We start from the raw sequence: 26174 nt of genomic DNA, 5'->3' as shown, positions 1-26174 counted from the left end.
AGCAGATACGCGAAGGCGTGCGCGAACGCACGCCTTCAAAACACCTGCGACCGATAACAACGGCCGCAGACAAAAAGCGACATGCCCGATCAGCTGCGGCGTGCCTGCTCCATGACTTCCCTGGCGAAGTCGACTTCTTCCTTCTCGATGCCTTCGCCAACTTCAAAGCGCACAAAGCTAACAACTTCAGCGCCCGACTGCTTGGCGTATTCGGCCACGGTCACATTCTGATCCTTGACGAAAGGCTGATTGATCAGACTGTTCTCGGCAAGATACTTCTTCAGACGGCCCTGAACCATTTTCTCGGCGATTTCGGCAGGCTTGCCTGCCATGTCGGGCTGCGCAAGGATAATCGCCTTCTCGCTGTCGAGCTCTGCCTGGGGCATGTTCTCGGGATGCGAAACCGACGGATTGATCGCAGCCACGTGCATGGCGATATCGCGTGCGACGTCCTGATTGCCGCCCTTGAGCACCACAACAGCACCGATACGATCACCGTGCACGTAGGCGCCAACGCTGCCGCCTTCGGGCGCATCGATGACGGCTGCACGACGCACCGTGATGTTTTCGCCGATTTTCTGAACCAGCTGGGCGCGGGCATCTTCAAGCTCGCCTTCCATCACGACCGCGATGTCCTCGCTGCGAGTATCCAGCACCTTGTTGACCACTTCATTGGCAAAGTTCTTGAAGTTGTCATCACGCGATACGAAGTCGGTCTCGGAGTTGACTTCGAGCATCACGGCGGTAGTGCCAGTCTCGGCGACGCGGGTCAGCACGGCGCCTTCGGCGGCCACACGGCCGGCCTTCTTGGCGGACTTCAGACCTGCATTCTTGCGCAGGTTTTCAATGGCGGTTTCGATATTGCCATCGGCTTCAGAGAGTGCCTTTTTGCACTCCATCATGCCAAGCCCGGTGCGCTCGCGTAGTTCCTTGACCAGAGATGCGCTGATAGCTGCCATGTCATGAACCTCTGTTGAATCATGTATTCGGTTCCGGAGACACCGGAACAGGAAGAAAAATCGGTAGCATTACGAAAGGACAGTCTCGAGACAAAGGGTCGGACACTGCGGTCGACGCGGTTTACCGTCTCAAAAAAAGGGGCCCGTAAGCCCCCTTTGTACACTGTCATTCACAGACACCGGCAGCAGACTCGCGCCGATGCGGGTGACATTACTCGGAAGCTGCTTCAGCGGCTTCGTCGACTTCAACAAACTCGTCGCCGCTGCCTTCCTTCGACTTGGCACAGGCATTGGCAATCGCCTGAACGTAGATCTGGATGGCACGGATGGAGTCGTCGTTGCCGGGGATGATGTAGTCAACACCGTCCGGATCAGAGTTGGAATCCACAACGCCGATGACCGGAATGCCCAGCTTGTTGGCTTCGTTGATCGCGATACGCTCGTGATCGACGTCAACCACGAACATGACGTCCGGCAGGCCGCCCATGTCCTTGATACCACCAATGGAGCGCTCGAGCTTTTCCTGCTCGCGCGTGGCCATCAGGACTTCCTTCTTGGTCAGCTTCTCGAAGGTGCCGTCTTCATGCATGGCTTCGAGTTCGCGCAGGCGCTTGATGGACTGACGAATGGTCTTGAAGTTCGTCAGCATCCCGCCCAGCCAGCGATGGTTCACGAAGGGCTGGCCTACGCGAGTCGCTTCCTCGGCGATGATCTTGGCCGCAGCGCGCTTGGTACCAACAAACATGATCTTGTTGTTGTTGGCAGACAGACGCTCAACCACGGAGACGGCTTCATTCAGCGCCGGCAGCGTATGTTCGAGGTTGATGATGTGAATCTTGTTACGAGCGCCGAAGATGTACTTGCTCATCTTCGGGTTCCAGTAACGGGTCTGGTGACCGAAGTGGGCACCTGCCTTGAGCAGGTCACGCATATTGACTGACATGATGACTCTCCTGAGTATCGGGTTAAGCCTCCACGCACCCCATGGGTCCGACCGTTTTCACGGCACCCGGGACCATGTGTCGGTACATGTGTGGTCTCTGTGGTAATGGTTCAGACGCTTTCCATGATCGCCCGTCCACGATACAAGTTTGTCATACCCGGACATGGATTGCAGGAAAACGCGCGGCTTTATACCATATAATGCTGCCAGGATGAAGCCGAACCTTACTGTCACTGCCCCGCTTTCGGGGGGAATATCGACCCTGCGTCCTCGCACGGCTTCCCATTTCGTTTACCACGAGTCGCCATGAACATCCCCATCCATAATGCCGAAGATATCGACAAGCTGCGCATCGCAGGCCGACTGGCCGCCAGCGTGCTGGAGATGATCGAGGCCCACATTCGTCCGGGCATCTCCACCGGCGAAATCGACCGCCTGTGCCATCACTACATTGAAAACGAGATCGACTCGATCTCGGCCACCATCGGGTACCACGGCTACCAGCACGCCACCTGCATCTCGCTCAATCATGTGGTGTGCCACGGCATCCCCGACTTCGGCAAGAAGCTTAAAAAGGGCGACATCTTCAATATTGATGTCACCATCATCAAGGATGGCTATTACGGCGACACCAGCCGCATGTTTGTCGTCGGTGACAACATCAAGGGTGAACGACTGTCCCGCGTGGCGCAGGAGTGCCTTTATGAGGCCATGAAGATCATGCGCCCGGGTGTCTGGCTGTCCGACATCGGACGCGTCATCGAGGCGCACGCCACGGAAAACGGCTATAGCGTGGTTCGCGACTTCTGCGGTCACGGCATCGGACGCAGCTTTCATGAAGACCCGCAGGTGCTGCACTACGACGGCTATAACGAACATAATGACGCCGAGCTCAAGGAAGGCATGTGCCTGACCGTCGAGCCAATGATCAATGCCGGCGACTGGCAGACCCGGGTGCTCAGGGATGGCTGGACCGCTGTTACCCGCGACAAGAGCCTCTCCGCCCAGTGGGAGCATACCCTGATCATCACAGCAGATGGCGTGGAAGCCACCACGGCACGCCATGACGAGGACCTCGGGTTTCTGACAGACTGATCCGATCCCCCTCATGCCCTCTTCGGCCTGCCGGTGGCAGGCCCGTGGCGGACGCTGCCGCTCACTGCCTACTACGGTAACCGCCCATGCTGCTGCACCATTACCGGTTCACGCCGGACACCACCCTGATCGACATTGACGCCCTGAAAGCGCGTCTTGACCGGGACGCCTCCCCCATTGGCGCCATTCGGGAAGTACTGGCCGAAATCCGCAGTCGTCTGGACGAGCGGTTCAAAAATGGGGCAGACATTCGTGACCTGGTGTTTGGCAGGGCCTGGTGCATCGATCAACTGCTGGCGCTTTTATGGTCGCGCCTTGACTGGTGTGATGACGGCATCGCCCTGATTGCCGTGGGCGGCTACGGCCGCGGGGAGCTGCATCCGCACTCCGACATTGACCTGATGATCCTGCTGGAAGGCGATGACGACACGCCTTATCGGGAATCCCTGACCCGCTTTATCACGATGCTCTGGGACATCGGTCTTGATATCGGCCATAGCGTGCGCTCTCTCACGGACTGCGAGCGCGAGGCACGCGACGACGTTACCGTCATTACCAATCTGCTGGAAACACGGCGAGTGGCCGGCGCCGAGGCGCTTCTGGCGCAGATGCGCAAGCGCCTGGACCAGCTGGATACATGGAACAGCGAAGCCTTTTTTCAGGCCAAGCTTGTCGAACAAAAGGCGCGTCATCAGCGCTTCAACAACTCCGAGCATCATCTCGAGCCCAATATCAAAAGCTCGCCGGGCGGTCTTCGCGACATTCAGACGGTGACCTGGATCGCCAAACGTCATTTCGGCACCAACATCATCGAAGTGTTGATGCAGCGCGGCTTCATGACAGATGCCGACATGCGCATTGCCAGTCAGAGCCGGGCCTTTTTATGGCAGGTGCGCTACGCCCTGCACATGATCAGCGAACGCGCCGAGGATCGGCTCCTGTTCGATCATCAGCGCACCATCGCCACCCTGTTCGGTTACCAGGACACACCGGAGCGGCTGGGGGTAGAAGAGTTCATGCGCCGTTACTATCGCGTGGTGACCGCGCTGGTCGAGCTCAACGACATGCTGATTCAGAACTTCGAGGAAAATACCCTTCAGCACGATCAGCAGCCGGAGGTCGTTCCTCTCAATAACCGCTTCGAACTGGACGGACGGCATCTGCGCATTCGCGGGCCGCATGTGTTCAAGCGTCGCCCTTCCGCCCTGATCGAAATGTTCGTACTGCTGGCACAGCACCCCGATATTGAAGGCGTGCGTGCTGCCACCATTCGCGCCATTCGGGATCATCGCCACCTGATCGACAACGGTTTTCGGGCCGACCTGCGCAATCGCAGCCTGTTTCTGGAACTGTTACGCGGTGGCGGCATGGTGGCCCGCGAGCTGGGTCGCATGGCGCGCTATGGCATTCTGGGCAAGTATCTGCCCCGCTTTGGCCACATCATCGGCCTGATGCAGCATGACCTTTTCCATATCTACACGGTGGATGCCCATACCCTGCGCGTACTGGACGTCATTCAGCGCTTTCGAACGCCCGAAGGACGCGAGGACTACCCGCTGTGTGCCGCGCTCGTGGCGCGCGTGCCCAAGCTTGAGCTTTTGTGGATCGCGGGGCTTTACCACGACATTGCCAAGGGCCGCGGCGGTGATCACTCCCGACTGGGCGCCCGGGACGTGCAGGGGTTTTGCAGCCGCCACGGTGTGCCCCGGCGCGACACGCATCTGGTCAGCTGGTTGATCGAGCACCACCTTCTGATGTCCACGACCGCGCAGAAGCGCGATATCAGCGACCCGGAAGTCATCCGTGAATTTGCCGCCATCGTTCACGATGAGGTGCATCTCGACTACCTCTACCTGCTGACCGTGGCTGACATCAACGCCACCAACCCTACGCTCTGGAACAGCTGGCGCGCGGCACTGCTCAGACAGCTGCATGGCGAAACGCGTCGCGTACTGCGTCGTGGGCTTGAAAACCCGCTGGACCGTCAGGAATGGATCGAGGAGACACGCGAAGAAGCCCGCGCCCTGACCCAGTGTATGGGCGGCGAGTGCCAGGCCGTCGACGCCCTGTGGGAGACGCTGGGTGATGATTACTTCCTGCAATACAGTGCCAGCGAGATCGTCTGGCATACCCAGGGCATCCTGCAGGCCGGCGTGGAGGTCATGCCGCTGATTTTGATCAGCGCGCCGACCGAAGACATGACCGATGGCGGCACCAAGGTCTTTATTCACACCCGCTCGGTCAACAACCTGTTTGCCGCCACCGCCGCGGCCATCGATCAGCTGGGCCTGTCCATCCATGATGCGCGCATTGCTACCTCAAGCAATGGCTGGACGCTCAACACCTTCATCCTGCTTGACGGTGACGGCCAGGCGATTCGCGATCCCGTTCGGCTTCGGGAAATTCAGGTGCACCTGATCGAGGAGCTCGACGACCCGGACGACTATCCGCGCATCGTCAAGCGTCACACCTCGCGCCAGCTCAAGCATTTTCGCGTCCCCACCCGAGTACTCATTGAGCAGGATGAGGCCAATCAGCGCACGGTGCTGGAGCTGATCGCCGCCGATCGACCGGGACTTCTGGCCCATGTCGGGCAGATTTTCATGAGTTTTGACATCGTCCTGTCCGGGGCCAAGATCGCCACCCTGGGCGAGCGGGTCGAGGACGTGTTCTTTATTACCGATACGAACGGCGCACCGCTGACCGACCCGGCGCAGCAAAAAGCGCTGAGCGATTGTCTTCGCCGCGTGCTCGACGCCGAGGCCGGCATTGCCACAAAGGGATAGTCCCTGTCTGTCGGATAGTCCCGGCCTGCCGGTCACAGCGTCTTTCCCGATTTGAGCCTCGCCATGCAGGGCGCCTATAATCGCCGCCCAATGCGTCACGAGAGACACCCCATGCTGAAGCTTTACGGCCTTTCCAACTGCGACCGTTGCCGTCGCGTCCGCCGCCGGCTCGAGGCAGGTGATCAGGACGTCGAGATGATTGACCTGCGTCGTCTGGCCGACCAGGGCGGGCTGGAGGAAACCCTTCAGCATTTTCTGGCCTTTGTTGACTGGTCCACGCTGCTTAACCGGCGCAGCACCACCTGGCGTGGCCTGGAGGATGCCGAGCGCAGCGATCTGGATCAGGCGCGCGCCATGGCACTGATCAAGGCCCACCCGAGTCTGATACAGCGGCCGGTGCTCGACACCGGAACCGAGGTGCTGGTGGGCAAGGCCGTCGACGACTGGCCCGCCTGACCCATTCCCTTTTGATTCAAGGAGTTTTTCATGCTGAGTTTTGCACTGGGTATCGGCACCCAGAACCGTCAGGGCGACTGGCTCGAAGTCTATTACCCCGCCCCGCTTCATGCCCCCGAACGCAAGCTCATCGACACCGTGCGCAGCACGCTCGGTGCTCCCGAAGGCAACGTGGTTGTAAGCTTTCTGCCCGAGCACTGTGAAAGTCTGGCCGAGGCCCTGACGCATGCCGGCAATGACGAACAGGCCGACATCGCCCGCGCCATGGCGGACAGCCAGCGCCCGCTGGTGGCCGTGTTTCTTGAAGAGGATCGCGCGCCGGAAAGCGTGCCCGAGGTGTATCTCAAGCTGCACCTGCTGTCGCACCGACTGGTGAAGCCTCACGGTCTCAAACTGGATGGCATGTTCGGTCTTTTGAAGAACATCGCCTGGAGCAGCGAAGGCGCCATCGACATCGAGGAACTCAGTGACCGCCGCCTGAAGGCGCGTCTTGAAGGCCGCGCCCTGTCCGTCGATTGTGTCGACAAGTTCCCGAAAATGACCGACTACGTGGTACCAAAGGGCGTGCGCATCGCCGACACGGCACGTGTACGTCTGGGCGCCTATCTGGGCGAAGGCACCACCGTCATGCATGAAGGCTTTTGCAACTTCAATGCCGGCACCGAAGGCCCGGGCATGGTGGAAGGTCGCATTTCGGCCGGCGTCATGCTGGGCAGTGGCTCTGATCTGGGCGGTGGTGCCTCGACGATGGGCACCCTGTCCGGCGGTGGCAACATTGTCATCGGCACCGGAGAGAACTGCCTGATCGGTGCCAATGCCGGCATTGGCATTCCGCTGGGCGATCGCTGCACCGTTGAAGCCGGCCTCTACATCACTGCCGGCGCCAAGGTAGCGGTTCTCGACGACCAGGGAGAACTGGTAGACACTGTCGCGGCACGCCATCTGGCCGGACAGAACGATCTGCTGTTTCTGCGCAACTCTCAGACAGGCCGACTCGAGTGTCGTACCAACAAGAGCGCCATCGCGCTCAACGACGCACTGCACGCGCATAACTAAAGCGATGCCAGCGCTGTCCACACATCCGGGCGCCTACGCTGGCGCCCGTTGAATGAAGAGAGTCATGCACAAGGTTTTCGACAACACTGCAGCGACCCGTCAGGCGCCAAGCGAGACACTGTCACTGGCGCTTGAGCTGCTCTCAAGAGCCTCGGTCACGCCCGAAGACGCCGGCTGCCAGCCACTGATCGGTGAGCGTCTGGCACAGCTGGGCTTTCATCTGGAGTGGATGGATCAGGGCGAGGTGCGCAATCTCTGGGCCGTGCGCGGTCAAACCGGACCCACGCTGGTGCTGGCAGGCCACACCGATGTCGTCCCGACAGGCCCTGAACATCTGTGGCAGACACCGCCCTTTTCCCCCTGCATCGATGAGCACGGCTATCTTCGCGGACGCGGTGCGGCCGATATGAAAGGATCGCTGGCCGCGATGGTGACCGCCGTCGAGCGCTTTGTGACCGCCCACCCCGATCACCGCGGGCGGATTGCCTTTTTGCTGACCAGCGATGAAGAAGGCCCGGCCAGGGACGGCACCCGCGCCGTGGTGGACATTCTGCGCGCGCGCCACGAGCGCATTGATTACTGCATCGTCGGGGAGCCCTCCTCCGAGGCGCACTTTGGCGATGTGATCAAAAACGGACGGCGTGGTTCGCTCAACGGGGTGCTGCGCATTCACGGCGTTCAGGGCCACGTCGCCTATCCACAGCTGGCACGCAATCCCATCCATCAGGCCATGCCGGCGCTGGATGCCCTGGTGGCGCAGCACTGGGACAGCGGCAATGAATTTTTCCCGCCGACAAGCTTTCAGATTTCCAATATTCATGGCGGCACCGGTGCCAACAATGTCATCCCCGGCGAGCTGGAGGTGACCTTTAATCTGCGCTTTTCCACCGAGGTCACGGCACCGGCACTCAAGACACGCATCGAGGCACTGCTCGATACCTACGAGCTTGACTGGCATATTGACTGGCAGCTCTCCGGAGAGCCCTTCATGACGGTGCCGGGAGCACTGACCGAAGCCGTCAGCGCTGCTCTTTTTGACATTACCGGATCGTCTCCCCGGCTTTCTACCGGCGGAGGCACCTCTGATGCCCGTTTTATTGCGACACTGGGGCCACAAACCATCGAGTTCGGTCCGCGCAACGCCACCATTCATCAGCGCGATGAACGCATCCTTGCCACGGACCTTGATCTGATGAGTCAGGCCCTTGAATCCACCCTTGACCGGCTGCTGCGATAATCCCATGGAGCACTATCCAGACATCGAGGTTTACCTTGCCTGCAATGATGCCGGGCGTATCTCGCAATGGCTTTCCACGGCGCTGGAGACCAGCGTCACCCTTGAGCGCGCCGGCAAACAGCAGTGGCGGGCAGCGCCGATTTACAAGGGCCAGCGCCTGCCTGTCCTGCTCGTCGAGCATGCCGCCGACCGACTGGCCAGCCTCTGGTTTGACAGCGAAATCACCCCCTGGCCCAGGGATGCCGACTGCGCTCGCGCCGCGAGTCAGGCGCTGGCGTGTGAAGTGCGCTGCTCGCTGGGTGGATGGCAGCCCGGCGATGACCCTGACCGCTTTTTTCAGGTACTCGCCGATGGCAGCGAAGGCGTGATCCACTGGCCTGATGCCGGTGCCCAGGAGGGCAGAAAATAGGACGGCCATGACATGATCCGTCTCTGACCTCATCAAAAACGCCCCGCGTGGCGGGGCGTTTTCGTGGTACACCATGTTTTTTGGCACACCACACAAGGATGTTTGAAAAGACGATCCGTCAGGTAATGACCGTCACATCCTCGGCCTGCAGACCACGCTCATTCTGGATGGAGTAATAACGTACCCGTTGGCCCTCGGCGAGCGTACGGTGTCCCTTGCCACGAATGGCACGAAAATGGACGAAGACATCCTCGCCCCCGTCACGGGTGATAAAGCCGTAGCCCTTGTTGACATTGAACCACTTCACCACTCCGATCTCGCGATCATCCTTCTCGACTTCCACCACATTGGACAAAGTTGGCGTCAGCACATGCATGGCAAGCGTTGCGATCTCGAGCGCCACAAACGATGCCACGGCAGACAGCGCCCAGACGACGACAAGACCGGGGTCAACGGCCATGTTGTCGATAACGACAGGGCTTGCAAGATAGACAAGAAAACCTGCGAGAACCGGCGTTAAAAGCGCCAGCAGCAGGCTGATAACGGTACAGCGCCAGATGGTTTTTGAACTCATGACGATACTCTGCTTCAAACGTTTATCGGATTGTTTACTCGGACTGCTCCCATCCCGCCTATCCCCATGACGCCCTTGCCCACGGGATGGAAACCCAGCCACCGGCCATTCGGCCGGATGTTTAACGTACGGAGATCAACGACATGAACACACCTCCGCAACAAGCTGATTCTAACATGCACATTGACACTACGCTTAAGCAGGTGATAGAGCGCGCTAACGATATGGAGAGCCGTCTGGCCTGGCAGGAGGACTGGCTGGAGCGCCTGGATGAGGCGCTGATCAAGCAAAATGCCACTATTGAAAGGCTGGAACGTCTTTGCAATCTCATGGCCCAGCGTCTGGGAGAGCAGCGTGAAAGCCTTGAATCCATACAGTCCGACAGCGCCCAGGAGCGACCGCCGCACTATTGAAGCTCAGATTCCAGGTGAACCCGGACGCTTTGAGTCGAACCCTGGTGCGGCTCTATCGAGCAGGGCTCGACGGTGAAAAGCGATTACGGTGCCGGCGACAAAAAAGAGGGAAGGCTCAGGGCCTTCCCTCTTTTTGCATCATGATCGCCAACGATCAAAAACCATCCTTTTTACCAGCCCGAATGCGGCACACTCGGATCCAGACCATCCAGATAACGTTCGGCATCAAGCGCTGCCATGCAGCCACTGCCGGCCGAGGTGATCGCCTGACGATAGATCTGATCGGCCACATCACCCGCGGCAAAGACGCCTGGAATGCTGGTGGCCGTGGCGTTGCCCTCAAGGCCTGACTTGACGGTGATGTAGCCATCCTTCATGTCCAGCTGGCCCTTGAACAGATCAGTGTTGGGGCGATGACCGATGGCCACGAACAGGCCCGGCGCCTCAAGCTCGCGCGTGCTGCCATCCGTCATGGATTTGAGCCTGACCCCCGTGACCCCGGAGCCATCACCAAGCACCTCATCGACCATGGTGTTCCATTCGATCGCCATGTTGCCATTGTCGACCTTGTCGAACAGTTTCTGCTGCAGGATTTTCTCGGCGCGCAGACTGTCGCGACGATGGACCAGCGTTACTTTCGAGGCGATGTTGGAAAGATAAAGCGCCTCCTCCACGGCCGTGTTGCCACCGCCTACAACGACCACATCCTTGTTGCGATAGAAAAAGCCGTCGCAGGTGGCGCAGGCAGAAACACCCTGCCCCTTGAACCGCTCCTCGGATTCAAGACCGAGATAGAGGGCGGTGGCGCCAGTGGCCACAATCAGCGCGTCACAGGTATAGCTGCCCTGATCTCCCTTGAGTCGAAAGGGACGCTCGGTCAGCGTGACCTCATTGATGTGATCGATGCGAATATCGGTGTCAAAACGCTCGGCATGACGACGCATGCGCTCCATGAGCTCGGGACCCTGTACGCCGCTGTCATCACCCGGCCAATTGTCGACATCCGTGGTCGTGGTCAACTGACCGCCCATTTCCATGCCGGTCAGCAGCATCGGAGACAGATTGGCGCGAGCTGCATAGACCGCGGCGGAATAGCCGGCCGGGCCCGAGCCCAGAATAATCAGCGGATGATGGCTGGCATCACTCATGACATAACCTCAACAGAAATCGACGGAAATTGGATGGCGCCCAGTGTAACACTGCACACGGCCTGCTTCAGTGTCCGGGCAGACATGATGGACATGTCTTATTGTGAGAGGGCGTGCAGCCTGCAGCCAATCAGCGATGGCCATGACACTCATTGCCTGCCACCGGCTCAGGCATCGTCGTCACGCCCGAGCGTGACCGACTCCAGGCTGTCATCGAAAAGGGATATTGTTACCGTAACGACAATCGGGGCACAGCACCACTGACAGTCAACCCAGGTCACGTGGGAGCCCTGACTGGTGTCAATATCGATATCGTTCATGGCGTCGCAGTAGGGACAATGCGCCTGCCATGATATTAGCCTTTGGTCGTGCATAGGGGGCTTTCGCCTTGAAATACTTGAACGAAACAGGCGGTAAACTGTTATGCTAGCGCCACGAAGTTTGTCGACAATGTAGGCAGACCGACACAAGGTCATATTGCGGGTATGCTTACTATACTCATCAGGAAACAACTCACACTGAAAAATGTTCCCTGATGCGGCGTACCGGCCATGCGTTATCGCCTCTCCTGACGGAGGTTATCAAGCCGCATGGTGCGGGTCCGGAATCCGATGATGAGGAGGCCTCATGAGCCCTGATAACACCAAAGGCACGCTTAGCGAGCTGAAGGTCGGTAACACCACCTACCACTACTATAGTCTCAAAAAGGCGGCCGAGCAGTACGGTGATTTTACGCGTTTGCCCTTTACCCTAAAGGTGCTGCTTGAAAATCAGTTGCGCTTTCAGGACGGCGTAACCGCCACTGAAGACGACATTCAGGCCCTGGTAGACTGGCAGAAGGAAGGTCGCTCCACGCGTGAGATCGGCTATCGCCCCGCTCGCGTTCTGATGCAGGACTTCACCGGTGTTCCCGGCGTGGTCGACCTTGCCGCCATGCGCGACGCAGTCGCCAAGCTGGGTGAAAAGCCTTCTCGCATCAATCCTCTCTCGCCGGTGGATCTGGTCATCGACCACTCGGTCATGGTGGACGATTACGGTAACCCGGAAGCGTTTGAAGACAACGTCAAGATCGAGATGCAGCGTAACCACGAGCGCTATGAATTTCTGCGCTGGGGTCAACAGGCCTTTGATAACTTCAGTGTGGTTCCGCCGGGCACCGGCATCTGCCATCAGGTCAACCTCGAGTACCTGGGCAAGTCGGTCTGGACCAAGGAAGAAGACGGCAAGACCTTCGCCTTCCCCGATACCCTGGTGGGCACCGATTCCCACACCACCATGATCAACGGTCTGGGCGTGCTGGGCTGGGGCGTTGGCGGTATTGAAGCCGAAGCGGCCATGCTGGGTCAGCCGGTATCCATGCTGATTCCCGAAGTCATTGGCTTCAAGCTGGAAGGCAAGCTCAGGGAAGGTATCACGGCGACCGATCTGGTCCTGACCGTCACCCAGATGCTGCGCAAGATGGGTGTGGTCGGCAAGTTTGTCGAGTTCTATGGTGATGGCCTCAAGGATCTGCCGCTGGCTGATCGCGCCACCATTGCCAACATGGCGCCTGAATACGGTGCGACCTGTGGTTTCTTCCCGATCGATGATGAAACCCTGAACTACATGAAGCTCACCGGGCGCAGTCAGGAGCAGATCGAGCTGGTCAAGGCCTATGCCCAGGAACAGGGCATGTGGCGCGAGCCCGGCCACGAGCCGATCTTCACTGACACTCTGTCACTGGACATGGATACCGTCGAGGCAAGTCTGGCCGGCCCCAAGCGTCCGCAGGATCGCGTTGCCCTGACCGACATGAGCGCTACCTTCGAGAAGCTGCTGGCCGATCAGTCAAAGGATGCGCCGGCTCAGGAAAAAGGTCGCTGGCAGAGCGAAGGTGGTAACACCGCACCCTTTGTCGACAATAGCTTCAGCGAAGATCCCAACATCGAACATCGCGGGCATAATTTCCGCCTGCAGGATGGCGCGGTCGTCATTGCTGCCATCACATCATGCACCAACACCTCCAATCCGAGCGTGTTGATGGCCGCCGGTCTGGTCGCCAAGAAGGCCGTCGAGAAGGGGTTGACCAGCAAGCCCTGGGTCAAGACCTCGCTGGCCCCCGGTTCCAAGGTCGTCACTGACTATCTCGCCACCGCCGGCTTCCAGGAGCCGCTCAATGCGCTGGGCTTCAACCTGGTTGGCTATGGCTGCACCACCTGCATTGGCAACTCCGGCCCGCTGCCCGAGCAGATCGACCAGGCCATCCAGGATGACAATCTGACGGTCGCCTCGGTCCTCTCCGGTAACCGTAACTTCGAAGGCCGCATTCACCCGCTGGTCAAGACCAACTGGCTGGCGTCACCGCCCCTGGTCGTGGCCTACGCGCTGGCCGGCAATGTGCGCCTGGATATTTCGAAGGAGTCGCTGGGCAACGACCGCGACGGCAATCCGGTCTACCTCAAGGATATCTGGCCGTCCCAGAAGGAGATCGCCGAGGCCGTCGAGCGTGTTCGCAGCGACATGTATCGCAAGGAATACGCCGAGGTCTTTGACGGCGATGAAGCCTGGCAGTCCATCGACATCACCCCGGGTGAAGTCTACGAATGGTCGAAGGACTCCACCTACATCCAGCATCCGCCGTTTTTTGAAGGCATGGGCCGCGAGCCGGAACCGATTCAGGACGTCAGGAACGCCAGCGTTCTGGCCAAGCTGGGTGACTCGGTCACGACCGACCATATCTCTCCGGCCGGTTCCATCAAGCCCGATAGCCCGGCAGGTCGCTATCTTCAGGAGCACGGTGTCGAGGTCAAGGACTTCAACTCCTACGGTTCGCGTCGTGGCAACCACGAAGTCATGATGCGCGGTACCTTTGCCAACGTGCGTATCCGCAACGAGATGCTCGACGGCGTTGAGGGTGGCTTCACCCGCTATGTGCCCACCGGCGAACAGATGGCCATCTATGATGCCGCCATGAAGTACGCCGAAGAAGGCACGCCGCTGGTCGTGATTGCCGGCAAGGAATACGGCACCGGCTCGTCGCGTGACTGGGCCGCCAAGGGCACACGCCTGCTGGGCGTTCGCGCCGTCATCGCCGAATCCTACGAGCGTATTCACCGCTCCAATCTGATCGGCATGGGCGTTTTGCCGTTGCAGTTCCCGGAAGGTGAAGATCGCAACTCTCTGGGCATGACCGGTGACGAAACCATCAGCATTTCCGGTCTTGGCGATCTGAACCCGGGTGCCAGCGTGAAGGTTTCCATCACCTTCGCCGATGGCAATACCAAAGAGCTGGACGCGCTTTGCCGCATCGATACCATCAACGAGCTGGAGTACTACCGTCACGGCGGCATCCTCCACTACGTGCTGCGCAGCATGCTGCCGAAATAAGCAGTACCTGCCATACAAAAGGCCCCATCCATGGATGGGGCCTTTTTTTGATCGCTGATCTGTCAGACTGCCTTTTCTTGATGACCCGTCAGGCCGCTTGAATCTGTCGACGCGCCCAGAGCCACAGCTCCACAATGGCCAGCAGCATCAGGGCATAGCCCAGCGTCTCGATGCCCTCTTCCACCGTGGACTTGATCTCGTAGATGTACTGCATCTTCAAAACGGCTTCCCAGAAAACGCCTCGTCCCATCAGGCGGGAAAAAACATAGACCGTGATAAAACCGCTCAGGAAAAGACCAAAGGACATCTGCTGCATGTAGCGGCAGCACTCATCCAGTACCCGCAGGCGATAACGCACCAGAAACACGACCGCGGGCACCAGAACCAGCGCTACCAGCCACTGCCAGAGATCATCAAATACGCGGTTCAGCATGAAATCCTGCTCACGGATCAGTGAGGCCAGCAAAAAGGCGAACATCAACACCACACCGTGGCGATAAACGCCCATCGCACGAATCTTCCACAGAAATATCAGACTGGCCAGCAGCATGAAGGTCTGGGAAATTTCGGCAAAGGAGGATTCGGTAAACTGGTTCTCAAGGTCTCTGGGCAGTGCATCCCAATACATGCACTGACAGATCAAGGCAATAAAGAAGAGGTAGGCAACATAGCGATAGATGCTGTTGAGAGCCTGACGCCGCTCAGCGGGCGTCGAAGAGATTGAGCCTGACATGCCATTTCCGTAAATCATGAGCGTGTTAACGAATCATTATACCTTTTATCGTTAACAAAGAATTAAAATTTTACGCCAATGTGGCATGAGCCAACAGGTTACCGAAGGATAGCGGAGATGCCGTCGGGCACCGCCGCTATCTTCCTCAGATGGATAAAGCCGTATCAGCAGCCGCTGACGGCCGGACGCGCAGGCTGGCTGAAAAAGAAGGGCCGCAGCTTCACGCCGACCAGGTTGCCGGCAAAGGCAAAGACCATCCATACCCAGCCGTGCAGGCTCCCCGAGGCGATGCCGCTGAAATAGGCGCCGATGTTGCAGCCAAAGGCGATGCGCGCGCCATAACCCAACAGCACACCACCGATGACGCAGGCCGCTAGCGAGCGCGCCGGAATCCTGAGGCTGGGCCGAAACCTGCCGGCCAGCGCCGCCGCCAGCATGGCGCCCAGGATAATGCCGATGTTCATGACGCTGGTCACGTCATGCCAGATGCTCTGGCTCAGCGCCTGAGCATTACCGGGCTGCTGCCAGTAGGCCCACTGCCCGGGATCACCGCCCAGTATCTGCAGACCCTTGGCCCCCCAGAGCGCAAAGGCCGACGTGATCCCCCATGGACGCCCGGCCAGCGCCAGCGTTGCAAAATTGAGCAGGGCCAGCGCGACGGCACCAAACAGCAGCGGCCAGGGCCCGCGTAGCCAGCGCGATGTACCGCGGCGCTCGGCCGGCACGGCAGCCGCTTCCAGGCCGCCGTGCCGACGCCGCTCCAGCAGCACGGTCAGGGCGGCAATGATCGCAAAGAGCACCAGACTAATGGCAATACCGGGCCCCGCTCCCAGCTCGACCAGCGAGGTCGGCTGAAATGCCGGCAGCGACGCCCACCAGTCAAAGTTGATGGTGGCCAGCACCGAGCCGACAATAAAAAAGAGCAGCGTCACGACCATGCGGGCATTACCACCGCCGGCCGTGAACAGCGTCCCCGAAGCGCAGCCGCCACCCAGCTGCATGCCGATGCCAAACATGAAGGCGCCCACCATCACCGACACCCCGATGGGGGAGACAAAGCCCCGCACAGGATGGTCAAACAGCGTACCGGCCGACAGGGCCGGAAAGAACAGCACCACCGCCACCGCCAGCAGTACCATCTGCGCCCGCAGTCCACGCCCCCGACGATCAATGATGAACACGCGCCAGGCCGAGGTAAAACCAAAGGCAGCGTGATAGAGCACCAGCCCCAGCGCCCCCCCTACCAGCATCAGCGCCCCTTGCGTTGCGCTGATGCTACTGCCCACCACCAGTGTCGCGATCAGTAAAAGTGCTGCCGAGCCCCAGACGATCGGGGATTGATGCAGCGGCTTCTGTTGAGCGTACGCTGCTGTCGTTACCTGCGCCATAACGTGACCCCCGCCATACCTTTTCTCCAGAAATAAAAAAACCGTTATCCATATTCTATCGTCATAAGAACAGCGGCTGAAATAAAAGCTGGCTAACGGATTGATCAGGTCCGGGAGACCCACGTGCGTTATGCTGTCGAAATCAAAATGACACCGTATCCAGATACGGTCACCGGCTATCGGCAAAGGAGTTCATGATGCGCTGGATCAATGTAGCGCTGGCGGCCGTGCCGGCCAGCCAGACCCCCTCGGCAGGCACCGGCCCCTTGGAAAATGTGGCGCTTATCGAACGTCAACGCCTGTTTGGCAATCCCAGTCGTGTCCAGGCACGCCTGAGCCCCGACGGACAGTGGCTGTCCTGGATCGCCCCTCACAATGACGTGCTGAACCTGTGGGTGTCCCCTGCCGACCGGCCCGGTGAGGCGCGCGCTCTGACACAGGAAGACACCCGTCCGATTCGCAGCTACTTCTGGTCACCGGACAGCCGGCAGCTTTTGTACGTCAACGACCAGGGCGGCGATGAAAACTTTCGCCTTTATGGCGTAAGCGTGGCCAGTGGCGAGCAGCGCACTCTCACGCCGCAGGAAGGCGTACGGGTGCAGGTGCTGGGCGTGAGCCGCCATATCAGGGACGCCATCATGGTCGGGATCAACGACCGTGACCCGCGCTGGCATGACGTCTACAAGCTCGATCTCGACAGCGGTGAGCTGTCGCTGGTGCTGCAAAACGAGGGCTACGGCGGTTTTCTGCTCGATGAGAATCTCGAGATTCGCCTGGCCGGGAAGCCCCGCGCCGACGGCGGAGAAGACTATTTCCGCGTTAACGACCTGACGGTCGAGAGCGATCCGTTCACCTCCATCAGCTTTGAAGACAGCGCCAACACCGGACCGGCCGGCTTTACCCGTGACGGTCGCACCATGTACTGGATCGACAGCCGCGGACGCGATACGGCCGCGCTCACCGCACAGGACTGGGAAAGCGGTGAGACGCGCGTCATCGCCCAATCGCCGAAAGCCGACATTACCGGCGTCATGGCCGATCGGGACAACCATGAGATCCAGGCCTGGGCGGTGGACTACCTTCGTACCGAGTGGACGGCCATCGATCCGGCCATCGGCGAGGCGCTGGCCTTTCTCGATGAACGGCTCAAGGGCGACGTCAACGTCACCTCGCGCACCGATGATGACCGGCGCTGGATCGTGGTGAATGATCCGGTGACGGCCCCGGCCGAGACCTGGCTCTTTGATCGCGACGCCGGCACACTGACCTCGCTGTTTGTCAGCCGCCCGGAGCTGGAAGGCGCCCCGCTGGCCGGCATGACGCCGCTGGCGCTCACCTCACGCGATGGTCTGACGCTGGTGTCCTATCTGACCCTGCCTGCCGGCAGCGACGCCGATGGCTTCAAAACGCCGGATGCCCCGCTACCGATGGTGCTGCTGGTGCATGGCGGCCCCTGGGCGCGTGACAGCTACGGTAGCAACAGCTACCACCAGTGGCTGGCCAACCGCGGCTACGCGGTACTCTCCGTCAACTATCGCGGCTCGACCGGGTTTGGCAAGTCCTTCACTGCGGCCGGTGACGGCGAGTGGGGCACCACCATGCATGATGACCTGATCGATGCCGTGAACTGGGCAGTGGATCAGGGCATTGCCGATCGGGACAGGGTCGCGATCATGGGCGGTTCCTACGGCGGCTATGCCACGCTTGCCGGGCTGACCATGACCCCCGAGGTCTTCGCCTGTGGTGTCGACATTGTCGGGCCGTCGAACCTGACCACCCTGCTGGAAAGCATTCCGCCCTACTGGGAAGCCGGACGCCAGCAGATGTATCGCCGCATGGCCGACCCCAATACCGAGGAAGGCCGTGAATGGCTGAAGGCGCGCTCGCCGCTGACCCACGCCGATCGAATTCAGCGCCCGCTGCTGATCGGTCAGGGCGCCAACGACCCGCGCGTCAAGCAGGCCGAAAGTGATCAGATCGTCGACGCCATGCGCGAGAAGTCGATTCCGGTGACTTACGTGCTCTTCCCCGATGAGGGCCACGGCTTTGCCCGTCCGGCCAACAACATTGCCTTCAACGCCATCACCGAGGCCTTTCTGGCCGAAGCCCTGGGGGGGCGGTTCGAGCCGATCAATGATGCTCTCGAACCCTCTACCGTGACCGTGCCACATGGCGCCGAGTACACGCCCGGGCTTGAGGCTGCACTCAATACGAAGGACTGATTCATCTCACGTCTGGAATGAACACGTCTGGAATGAACACGTCTGGAATGAAAAAGGGCCGCCTTCATGAGAAGGCGGCCCTTTTTTGTCTCTGCCAATGGAGCATCATTGGCGGTCAGCGTATCAGCAGCAACAGGGGTGGATCAGACGAATCGACCCAGACCCACGACCGGGCGCAGACGCTCCAGCAGCGTATTGGCCTCGCCGCGGGCGCGCTCGGCGCCCTTTTGCAGTACCGATTCAATATGTGCCGGATCCTGCAGAAGCCGCTCATACTCTCCCCGCGGGCCTTCAAGCTGGGCATTGAGATGTTCAAATACGGCATTTTTGGCATCGCCCCAGCCGATCCCTTCAGCGTAGCGTGTCCGCATGGCCTGCTCTTCGCTCTCGGTGGCAAAGGCCGAGTAGATCTGAAAGAGCGTGCAGGTCTCGGGATCCTTGGGCTCACCCGGTTCCAGCGAGTTGGTCTTGATCTTGCGAATCAGTTTCAGAAGCTTTTTCTCGGAAGAGAACAGCGGGATGGTGTTGTCATAGCTCTTGGACATCTTGCGCCCGTCCAGACCATTAAGCGTCTGTACCCGCTCATCCACCACCGCTTCGGGCAACGTGAAGTAGTTGCCCTTGTAGACATGATTGAAACGCCCGGCCATGTCGCGTGCCATCTCGATGTGCTGGACCTGATCGCGACCGACCGGCACGCGATTGGCATTGAACAGCAGAATGTCGGCGGCCATCAGCACCGGATAGCTGAAAAGCCCCATGGTAATGCCACGGTCCGGGTCGGGACTGCCGTTCTCTTCGTTATCCGTCACGGCAGCCTTGTAGGCGTGCGCGCGATTCATCAGCCCCTTGGCACAGACGCAGGAGAGCATCCAGGCAAGCTCGGTCGTCTCGCGGATGTCCGACTGGCGATAAAAGATCGCGTTGTCTGTATCCAGGCCCAGCGCCAGCCAGGTGGCCGCAATCTCCAGGCGCGACTGCTGCACCCGTTTGGGATCACTGGCCTTGATCAGCGCGTGCAGATCGGCCAGAAAATAGTAGGACTGAACGCTCTCGTCCTGACTTGCGGCAATGGCGGGGCGAATGGCACCGACGTAATTGCCCAGATGGGGGGTACCGGTCGTGGTAATGCCGGTCAGTACTCGTGTGCTGGTCATGAACGCAACGTCTGCTCGGTGATGGAAAACGGCGCGGATGAAGTCATCGCGTGAAAGTACCCACAGTGTAACGCGCACGGAACGGCCGGGCGACAGGCGCGCCCGCGGGCGCTATGGATCAGGCCGTTCAAACCCGCACTGCCAGCAGGTATCGAAGTGCGCATCATGCCACTCGCCACAGTGCTGACAGCGCCAGCCCCGCAATAGCCGCGCACCGGGCGAAGACCTCGCATCAGCGCTCTGACGCCACTGCTCGATCACTTCCCGGGCGCGCGGCTCGTCTTCCGGCGTGACCCAGAGCTCGGGCTCGCAGTCGATGGGGGCCAGATCCCCCATGCCGCCGGCCAGCATCCAGTTGCGCAGATCGCACGGGATACCGGCCCCTTCGAGCAGGTTGCGCACATGCCCCACCATCAGGCTGTTGGGGTGCGAAAAGACGCGAACCCGGCGCGGTATCATGGGCTCAGTCGCGGAAGATACGCACACCCATCGCCTTGAGATAGGCCGTTTCCGGAATGGACGGATGGATGGGATGATCACCGCCCTGATGACCCTGATAGATCAGCTGGGCATGACGGTCCTGATGACGGGCCGAACCGCGCACGACGTCAATGAGTCGGTCGCTGGCCAGATGCATCGAGCAGGAGGCCGACATCAAAAGCCCATCGCGGCCCAGCAGACGGATCGCTTCCCGATTGAGCTTGCCATAGGCCCGCTCGCCGACATTGATGTCCTTGCGCTTGCGAATGAACGCCGGCGGGTCGAGCACGATCACGTCAAACTGCTCATCGGCTGCCTTGAGCTGGGCCAACACTTCAAAGGCATCGCCCTGGAGCGTGGAGACGCGATCTTCTACCCCGTTAAGCGCAGCATTGCTCGTGACGCGCTCAAGCGCCGGGGCGGAGGCATCGACACAGACCACTTCCGAGGCACCGGAGACCGCCGCCTGTACACCCCATCCGCCGATATAGCTGAACACGTCCAGCACCCGCTTGCCGGCCACCTGAGTGTTGAGCCAGGCACGGTTATCGCGGTGATCAAAGAACCAGCCGGTCTTCTGCCCACCCACGACATCGGTTTCAAAACGCACGCCGTTTTCTTCCAGCGCCACGGGGCCATCCAGCTCTCCCTGGACGATCTCGACATGTTCGTCGAGCTGCTCCAGACGCCGTCCGGCGGTGTCGCCGCGCAGCACGATCACGCGTGGCGACAGCACCTTGTTGAGCGCATCGATAATCTCGTCACGCACCTTCTCCATGCCGAGCGTATTAAGCTGAACCACCACCACATCATCAAAGCGGTCCACCACCAGCCCGGGCAAAAGATCACCCTCACCGTGCACCAGACGATAGAACGGGCGCGCAAAGAGACGCTCGCGCAGCGCCAGCGCCTGCTTGAAGCGGTGCACCAGCAGGGAGCGGCTGAGCATCACCTCGGTATCCCGCGAGACGATGCGGGCGCACAGCAGTGCATTGGGATTGACATAGGCCACGGCCATGGCGCGCCCGTTGGCCGCCTCGACGATGGCCTGAGCGCCAGGCTCAAAGCCCTTGAGCGGCGTTTCAGCGATGTCGATCTCGTTGGAGTAGAGCCACAGGTGGCCCGCCTTGAGCCGACGATCGGCGTTTTTCTTGAGACGAAGACGTTGGGTCACGACAGCTTCCGGAATTGGTAATAAAAGGGGCACAAGCGTATTACCCGCCATTCTATCAGCTGGGCACCGCCACGGCAGTGTGTCGTATGGTCATGACGGCGCCTAACGCTGACAGTGCGGGCAGAACACGCTGGCGCGCTGGCCGATGGTCATCGAGCGAAGCTCGCTACCGCAGACGCGGCACGGCTCGCCACCACGACCGTAGACGTTCAGGCGCTGTACGAAATAACCCGGTTCGCCGCGCCCGCTGACAAAGTCACGCAGCGTGGTGCCGCCCTGTTCGATTGACGCGGCCAGCACGGCCCTGATGGCCTCCGCCAGCCGCTGATAGCGCGCGCGCGACACCTTGCCCGCTTCGATGCGCGGATCAATACCCGCCATGAACAGCGCCTCGGCCGCGTAAATGTTGCCCACGCCGACGACCACGGCGCTGTCCATGATGAAGTTCTTGACCGCAAGGCGCTTGCCACGCGAGCGCTGATGGAGATGTCCGCCGTTAAAGTCATCACCCAGCGGCTCGGGCCCAAGGGCCACCAGTCGCCGATCGCTCATGGGGTCGCCCTCGATGAAATCCACCAGCCCGAAGCGACGCGGGTCGTGATAGCGCAGCACCAGATTTGAGCTCATGACCAGATCAATGTGGTCATGCTTGCGCGGCTCGGTACCGATCTCGACCAGACGCAGACTGCCGGACATGCCCAGATGCCAGAGCAGATGCCCACCAGCGACCGGCAGCAGCAGATACTTGGCGCGCCTGGTGATCTCACCGATACGCTCACCGGTCAGACGCTCGGCCAGCCCTTCCGGCACGGGAATGCGCAGACGATGGTGACGAACGATGACTTCATTGATCTCGAAACCCGCCACCCACGGCGCAATACCGCGACGGGTCGTTTCGACTTCAGGCAGCTCGGGCATGAGGTTCTAATGTGACAGCGTTGAAGGAAGGACGGCAGCGCAGCGGATGAGGGCCTGCCGGCCGAGCATCAGATACAAAAGGACCAGATACGAAAAGACCCGGCCATGACCGGGTCCTTTCAGGCCACCCTGACGGGCGGCACGCAAAGCGCCATCAATTATTTGATCTTGGCTTCACGATACATGACATGCTTGCGTACGACCGGGTCGTACTTCTTGAATTCCAGCTTGTCAGGCGTATTGCGCTTGTTCTTGTCGGTCGTATAGAAATGACCGGTACCCGCGCTTGAAACCAGCTTGATCTTGTCACGCATGTTATTGCTCTCCGCAGTCAAGCGCGCCGGGCGCTTGAGGTGTAATCACGAACCGTCGTCTCAGACGCTCAGACCATTGGCACGCAGATCCTTGAGGACCACTTCGATGCCTTTCTTGTCGATGATGCGCATGCCCTTGGAGGACAGACGCAGACGGACAAAGCGCTTTTCGGACTCGACCCAGAAACGATGCGTATGCAGGTTGGGGACGAAACGACGACGCGTCTTGCGCTGAGAGTGGGAAACGTTGTTACCAGTCACCGGACGCTTGCCGGTAACCTGACAGACTTGTGACATGGAAGCCTCCAGCCGTGAGCCCGAACGGGCCGCACATGAGTGTCTATTAAGTATTCGGGCAAACCGGTGAGAAGTGGCGGGCGATACGCCTCCCTGCCCCCTGTTCATAACCCGCAGAAAGTCAAAGGGCGTACTTTATACCAGAGCGCCCCCTGCTCGGCAAGTACGCCTTGATATAATTGCCTGTGCGCCGGTATTAGCCTTAAAGCAAGCCTCGTTCGGCAAAGGAGGTGACCTCACCGTCACCGACCACGAAATGATCCAGCACCCGAATATCAAAAAGCCCCAGCGCCTCGACCAGCCGCGTGGTGATGCGACGATCGGCATCACTGGGCTCGGCCACACCGGAGGGGTGATTGTGGGCAAAAATCACGGCCCCGGCATTGAGCGCCAGCGCCCGCCGCGCCACCTCACGCGGATAGACAGCGGCGGCGTCCAGCGTGCCGGTAAAGAGCTTTTCAAAACGCAGCACCCGGTGCTGACTGTCCAGAAAAAGCGCGGCAAACACTTCATGACCCAGATCGCGCAGATGCGCGCTCAAAAAGCGGCGCACCATATGCGGCGAATTGAGCGCATCCCCACGCATCAACAGGGTTTCCAGATGACGACGCGACAGTTCAAGCGCCGCCTGCAGCTGCACGTACTTGGCATCTCCCAGCCCATGGGCCCGGCAAAACGTTTCACGACTGGCATCCAGCAGCGGACGCAGCCCGTCGAATTCGCTTAAAAGATCGCGCGCCAGATCCACCGCCGAGCGTCCCTTGACGCCCACCCGCAAAAAGATCGCCAGCAGCTCGGCATCCGATAGCGCCTGAGCCCCCAGATTGATCAGTTTTTCCCGCGGCCGTTCTCCTTCCGGCCAGTGACTGATACCCACACCACTCTCCAACAGCATTGTCTGATGAAGGGTTAACGGCACCTTCTCATCAAACTGAAGTCAGTCAGGTAGGCCGTTGCCAGGTCATTTTCGATACACGCCAGCTGCCGTGGCTACTACGCTTCCCATGACATGCAGGTAACCACAGGAGAATTACGATGCGTCTTTATACCCTGCCCCAGACCGGTGCCATCAGCGACCTGACCCTTACCGAGCGCGACACGCCCCGCCCGGCGCGTGGTCAGGTGCTGGTGCGGATGCGCGCCGCATCCCTGAACTATCGTGACCTGATGATCGTGACGGGCAAGTATGGCCGCGGTGGCGTTGCGACCGATCGCGTACCACTCTCCGACGGGGCCGGTGAGGTGGTCGAGATCGGCGAGGACGTGACCCGTTTTGGCGTCGGTGACCGCGTCGCCGGCATCTTCATGCAGAGCTGGCTGGGGGGCGAGGTCAATGACAGCCATCCGGGCTCGGCGCTGGGCGGCGCCGTGGATGGCGTCCTCAGTGAATATGTCCTGTTCGATCAGCAGGGACTGGTCAATTTGCCCGAGCATCTCTCTTTTGAGGAAGGTGCCACCCTGCCCTGCGCCGCCGTCACGGCCTGGAATGCGCTCTATGCCGGCAAGTCGCCGCTCAAAACCGGCGACAGCGTGCTGCTGCTGGGTACCGGCGGCGTCTCCATGTTTGGGCTTCAGTTCGCCCGCGCCGCCGGCGCCCGGGCCATTCAGACGTCCTCCAGCGACGACAAGCTCGCCCGCGCGCACGAACTCGGCGCTGACGCCACCATCAACTATCGCCAGACGCCTGAATGGCAGCAGGAAGTTCAACGACTGACCGATGGACGTGGCGTGGATCACGTGGTGGAGGTCGGCGGTGCCGGCACCCTGCCGCGCTCGATTGAATCTGCCCGCCTTGGCGGGCAGGTCAACCTGATTGGCGTGCTGACCGGTGGCGAGATCAACCCGACCGATATCATGCGCAAAAGTGTATTGATGCGAGGGATATTCGTGGGTTCACGCGAGATGTTCGAGCAGATGAACCGCGCCATTACCCAGCACCAAATCAAGCCGGTCATCGATCGCACCTTTACCTTTGACGATACCCGTGCCGCCTTTGAACACCTCGAAAGCCAGCAGCATCTGGGCAAGGTCGTGATCACCATCGATTAAGACGACAGGTGCCATGCCGGGCGTCATCGCCCGGCTCTTCCTCCTTGTGAAGCCGGTCATTCCGGCCCTGACCAGACGCGCAGCGCTTCCCGACGCCTTTGATTTTTTTCCTGTGGTGACAGCGAGAAATCTCCCTTATAGAGTGCGGCCTCCCAGCTCCCGTAGGTCGGGTTGGGCAACACGATATAGCGCTCGCCAAACTGCGCCCAATCCTGAATGACCCGTGCATTGCGCGTGGCCACGTCGTCGGCGTCGTAGCGGCTGTCAAAATCGGCCAGATTATCACCCACCAGCAGTGCCACGTCGTGGGTGGCCATGACCGCCTCCCGGCGCGGCTGCTTGTCGCTGGCATCGGTGCGCAGCATCATGTGCTGCTCATCGACCCACGGAAAGTCGAGCTGCTTCAGGTTTTTCATGGTAGCGGCCAGACTGCGCTCATCGCGGTTGGTGACATAAAACACCTCGACTCCGCGTGAGCGGGCGTAATTCAGAAACGCCTGTGCGCCGGGCAACGCGCGCGCCTGAGCGTCTTCGACCCAGGCATTCCAGTTCGCGCTGGAGTACTGCTCATTGCGCCCGATCAGCCAGGCCTCGAAAGGCGTGTTATCAATGACCGCCTCATCACAGTCAACGATGACCGCCAGCGGTCGATCCTCCGGTTTTTGAGCCTCCAGTGCCTGATCCAGGCGCAGACGGGCCACGTTGAACGCCTGAAAGGAGAGCGCGCGGTATTCGGCCGCGCTCTGCATCCAGGCCGTGGCCATGACCAGCTGTTCGTTGAGGTCGGCATTGCTGTAGGTTGCAGACGTCGGCGGTTGTTGACCGGCACAGCCGTTCAGGGCGATGCCGATGATCAGCGCAGAGAACGCCGGGGCCAGCCGGGGCCGGGACAGGAAAGACAGCGCGTGCGGGGTTTCCGGAAGCATGGCGGTATCCTTTTGCGTCATATCGTTGTGGTTGTTTCTGACCGGCATGATGCTACGCACGTCAGACACGCAGT

General features: G+C 60.2%; 25 protein-coding genes. 10 read left to right on the top strand and 15 right to left on the bottom strand.

The features are described 5' to 3' along the window. Positions 1-89: 89 nt before the first annotated feature. Positions 90-959: a translation elongation factor Ts gene (gene tsf / locus Q0931_RS01010; protein WP_299256367.1), complete on the bottom strand. Its 870-nt coding sequence runs from the start codon at positions 957-959 to the stop codon at positions 90-92. 211 nt (positions 960-1170) lie between these two features. Then, positions 1171-1905 (bottom strand): 30S ribosomal protein S2, encoded by a 735-nt coding sequence (rpsB, locus tag Q0931_RS01005; protein WP_086620646.1) that lies wholly within the window; start codon positions 1903-1905, stop codon positions 1171-1173. Positions 1906-2208: 303 nt separating this feature from the next. On the opposite strand from rpsB, the gene map reads away from it, so the two are divergent. From map to Q0931_RS00975, 6 genes are all read left to right on the top strand, one after another. Then, positions 2209-2997 carry a type I methionyl aminopeptidase gene (map, locus tag Q0931_RS01000; RefSeq protein ID WP_299256365.1) on the top strand — a complete coding sequence of 263 codons (789 nt, stop codon included), beginning with the start codon at positions 2209-2211 and terminating at the stop codon, positions 2995-2997. Between the two features lie 86 nt (positions 2998-3083). Next, a complete protein-coding gene (locus tag Q0931_RS00995; RefSeq protein WP_299256363.1) occupies positions 3084-5783 on the top strand; it encodes a [protein-PII] uridylyltransferase in 2700 nt (899 codons plus the stop codon). 111 nt (positions 5784-5894) lie between these two features. Further along, positions 5895-6239 carry an ArsC/Spx/MgsR family protein gene (locus tag Q0931_RS00990; protein WP_299256361.1) on the top strand — a complete coding sequence of 115 codons (345 nt, stop codon included), beginning with the start codon at positions 5895-5897 and terminating at the stop codon, positions 6237-6239. Between the two features lie 30 nt (positions 6240-6269). After that, positions 6270-7295 carry a 2,3,4,5-tetrahydropyridine-2,6-dicarboxylate N-succinyltransferase gene (gene dapD / locus Q0931_RS00985; protein ID WP_299256359.1) on the top strand — a complete coding sequence of 342 codons (1026 nt, stop codon included), beginning with the start codon at positions 6270-6272 and terminating at the stop codon, positions 7293-7295. 64 nt (positions 7296-7359) lie between these two features. Next, entirely contained in the window at positions 7360-8532 is a 1173-nt protein-coding gene (gene dapE / locus Q0931_RS00980) for a succinyl-diaminopimelate desuccinylase (protein ID WP_299256357.1), read from the top strand. Between the two features lie 4 nt (positions 8533-8536). After that, positions 8537-8941: a hypothetical protein gene (locus tag Q0931_RS00975; protein ID WP_299257230.1), complete on the top strand. Its 405-nt coding sequence runs from the start codon at positions 8537-8539 to the stop codon at positions 8939-8941. 118 nt (positions 8942-9059) lie between these two features. On the opposite strand, the gene Q0931_RS00970 is transcribed toward Q0931_RS00975, so the two are convergent. Beyond that, the gene (locus Q0931_RS00970; RefSeq protein ID WP_299256355.1) at positions 9060-9515 is read right to left on the bottom strand and encodes a cold-shock protein; all 456 of its coding nucleotides are present in this window, start codon (positions 9513-9515) and stop codon (positions 9060-9062) included. Between the two features lie 176 nt (positions 9516-9691). Here Q0931_RS00970 and Q0931_RS00965 point away from each other — a divergent pair, with 176 nt between their 5' ends. Then, positions 9692-9928: a SlyX family protein gene (locus Q0931_RS00965; protein ID WP_299256353.1), complete on the top strand. Its 237-nt coding sequence runs from the start codon at positions 9692-9694 to the stop codon at positions 9926-9928. A 170-nt stretch (positions 9929-10098) separates the two neighbouring features. Here Q0931_RS00965 and trxB read toward each other — a convergent pair whose 3' ends face one another. Together trxB and Q0931_RS00955 are read right to left on the bottom strand one after the other, a co-directional pair. After that, entirely contained in the window at positions 10099-11076 is a 978-nt protein-coding gene (gene trxB / locus Q0931_RS00960) for a thioredoxin-disulfide reductase (RefSeq protein ID WP_299256351.1), read from the bottom strand. 167 nt (positions 11077-11243) lie between these two features. Continuing rightward, positions 11244-11450, bottom strand: a complete 207-nt coding sequence (locus Q0931_RS00955; RefSeq protein ID WP_299256349.1) for a CPXCG motif-containing cysteine-rich protein — start codon at positions 11448-11450, stop codon at positions 11244-11246. 253 nt (positions 11451-11703) lie between these two features. On the opposite strand from Q0931_RS00955, the gene acnA reads away from it, so the two are divergent. Further along, a complete protein-coding gene (acnA, locus tag Q0931_RS00950; protein ID WP_299256347.1) occupies positions 11704-14442 on the top strand; it encodes an aconitate hydratase AcnA in 2739 nt (912 codons plus the stop codon). An 88-nt stretch (positions 14443-14530) separates the two neighbouring features. Here acnA and Q0931_RS00945 read toward each other — a convergent pair whose 3' ends face one another. Together Q0931_RS00945 and Q0931_RS00940 are read right to left on the bottom strand one after the other, a co-directional pair. After that, the gene (locus Q0931_RS00945; RefSeq protein WP_299256345.1) at positions 14531-15175 is read right to left on the bottom strand and encodes a hypothetical protein; all 645 of its coding nucleotides are present in this window, start codon (positions 15173-15175) and stop codon (positions 14531-14533) included. A gap of 164 nt (positions 15176-15339) precedes the next feature. Beyond that, the gene (locus Q0931_RS00940) at positions 15340-16563 is read right to left on the bottom strand and encodes a YeeE/YedE family protein (protein ID WP_299256343.1); all 1224 of its coding nucleotides are present in this window, start codon (positions 16561-16563) and stop codon (positions 15340-15342) included. 197 nt (positions 16564-16760) lie between these two features. Here Q0931_RS00940 and Q0931_RS00935 point away from each other — a divergent pair, with 197 nt between their 5' ends. Continuing rightward, positions 16761-18785, top strand: coding sequence for an alpha/beta fold hydrolase (locus tag Q0931_RS00935; RefSeq protein ID WP_299256341.1), 2025 nt, complete (start codon positions 16761-16763; stop codon positions 18783-18785). A 143-nt stretch (positions 18786-18928) separates the two neighbouring features. On the opposite strand, the gene trpS is transcribed toward Q0931_RS00935, so the two are convergent. The 7 genes from trpS to radC form a co-directional block, all read right to left on the bottom strand. Next, a complete protein-coding gene (trpS, locus tag Q0931_RS00930) occupies positions 18929-19942 on the bottom strand; it encodes a tryptophan--tRNA ligase (protein WP_299256339.1) in 1014 nt (337 codons plus the stop codon). A gap of 111 nt (positions 19943-20053) precedes the next feature. Beyond that, on the bottom strand, positions 20054-20401 hold the full coding sequence (locus Q0931_RS00925) for a DUF2007 domain-containing protein (RefSeq protein ID WP_299256337.1): 348 nt from the start codon (positions 20399-20401) through the stop codon (positions 20054-20056). A 4-nt stretch (positions 20402-20405) separates the two neighbouring features. Next, positions 20406-21596, bottom strand: a complete 1191-nt coding sequence (locus Q0931_RS00920) for a class I SAM-dependent rRNA methyltransferase (RefSeq protein ID WP_299256335.1) — start codon at positions 21594-21596, stop codon at positions 20406-20408. Positions 21597-21698: 102 nt separating this feature from the next. Beyond that, entirely contained in the window at positions 21699-22514 is an 816-nt protein-coding gene (gene mutM / locus Q0931_RS00915; protein WP_299256321.1) for a bifunctional DNA-formamidopyrimidine glycosylase/DNA-(apurinic or apyrimidinic site) lyase, read from the bottom strand. 158 nt (positions 22515-22672) lie between these two features. Continuing rightward, complete coding sequence (gene rpmG, locus Q0931_RS00910) at positions 22673-22828, bottom strand: 50S ribosomal protein L33 (protein ID WP_086620664.1); 156 nt, start codon at positions 22826-22828, stop codon at positions 22673-22675. Positions 22829-22888: 60 nt separating this feature from the next. Further along, complete coding sequence (gene rpmB / locus Q0931_RS00905; protein ID WP_086620665.1) at positions 22889-23125, bottom strand: 50S ribosomal protein L28; 237 nt, start codon at positions 23123-23125, stop codon at positions 22889-22891. A 202-nt stretch (positions 23126-23327) separates the two neighbouring features. Next, positions 23328-24002: a DNA repair protein RadC gene (radC, locus tag Q0931_RS00900; protein WP_299256316.1), complete on the bottom strand. Its 675-nt coding sequence runs from the start codon at positions 24000-24002 to the stop codon at positions 23328-23330. A 158-nt stretch (positions 24003-24160) separates the two neighbouring features. Here radC and Q0931_RS00895 point away from each other — a divergent pair, with 158 nt between their 5' ends. Next, positions 24161-25174, top strand: coding sequence for an NAD(P)-dependent alcohol dehydrogenase (locus Q0931_RS00895; protein WP_299256314.1), 1014 nt, complete (start codon positions 24161-24163; stop codon positions 25172-25174). Between the two features lie 56 nt (positions 25175-25230). On the opposite strand, the gene Q0931_RS00890 is transcribed toward Q0931_RS00895, so the two are convergent. Further along, positions 25231-26100 (bottom strand): 5'-nucleotidase, lipoprotein e(P4) family, encoded by an 870-nt coding sequence (locus tag Q0931_RS00890; RefSeq protein ID WP_299256312.1) that lies wholly within the window; start codon positions 26098-26100, stop codon positions 25231-25233. Positions 26101-26174 lie beyond the last annotated feature (74 nt).

Source organism: uncultured Kushneria sp. (assembly GCF_947497025.1).
Classification (GTDB): domain Bacteria; phylum Pseudomonadota; class Gammaproteobacteria; order Pseudomonadales; family Halomonadaceae; genus Kushneria.
The sequence above is the reverse complement of the archived record's forward strand: the minus strand, read 5'-3'. Positions and strand labels throughout refer to the sequence as shown.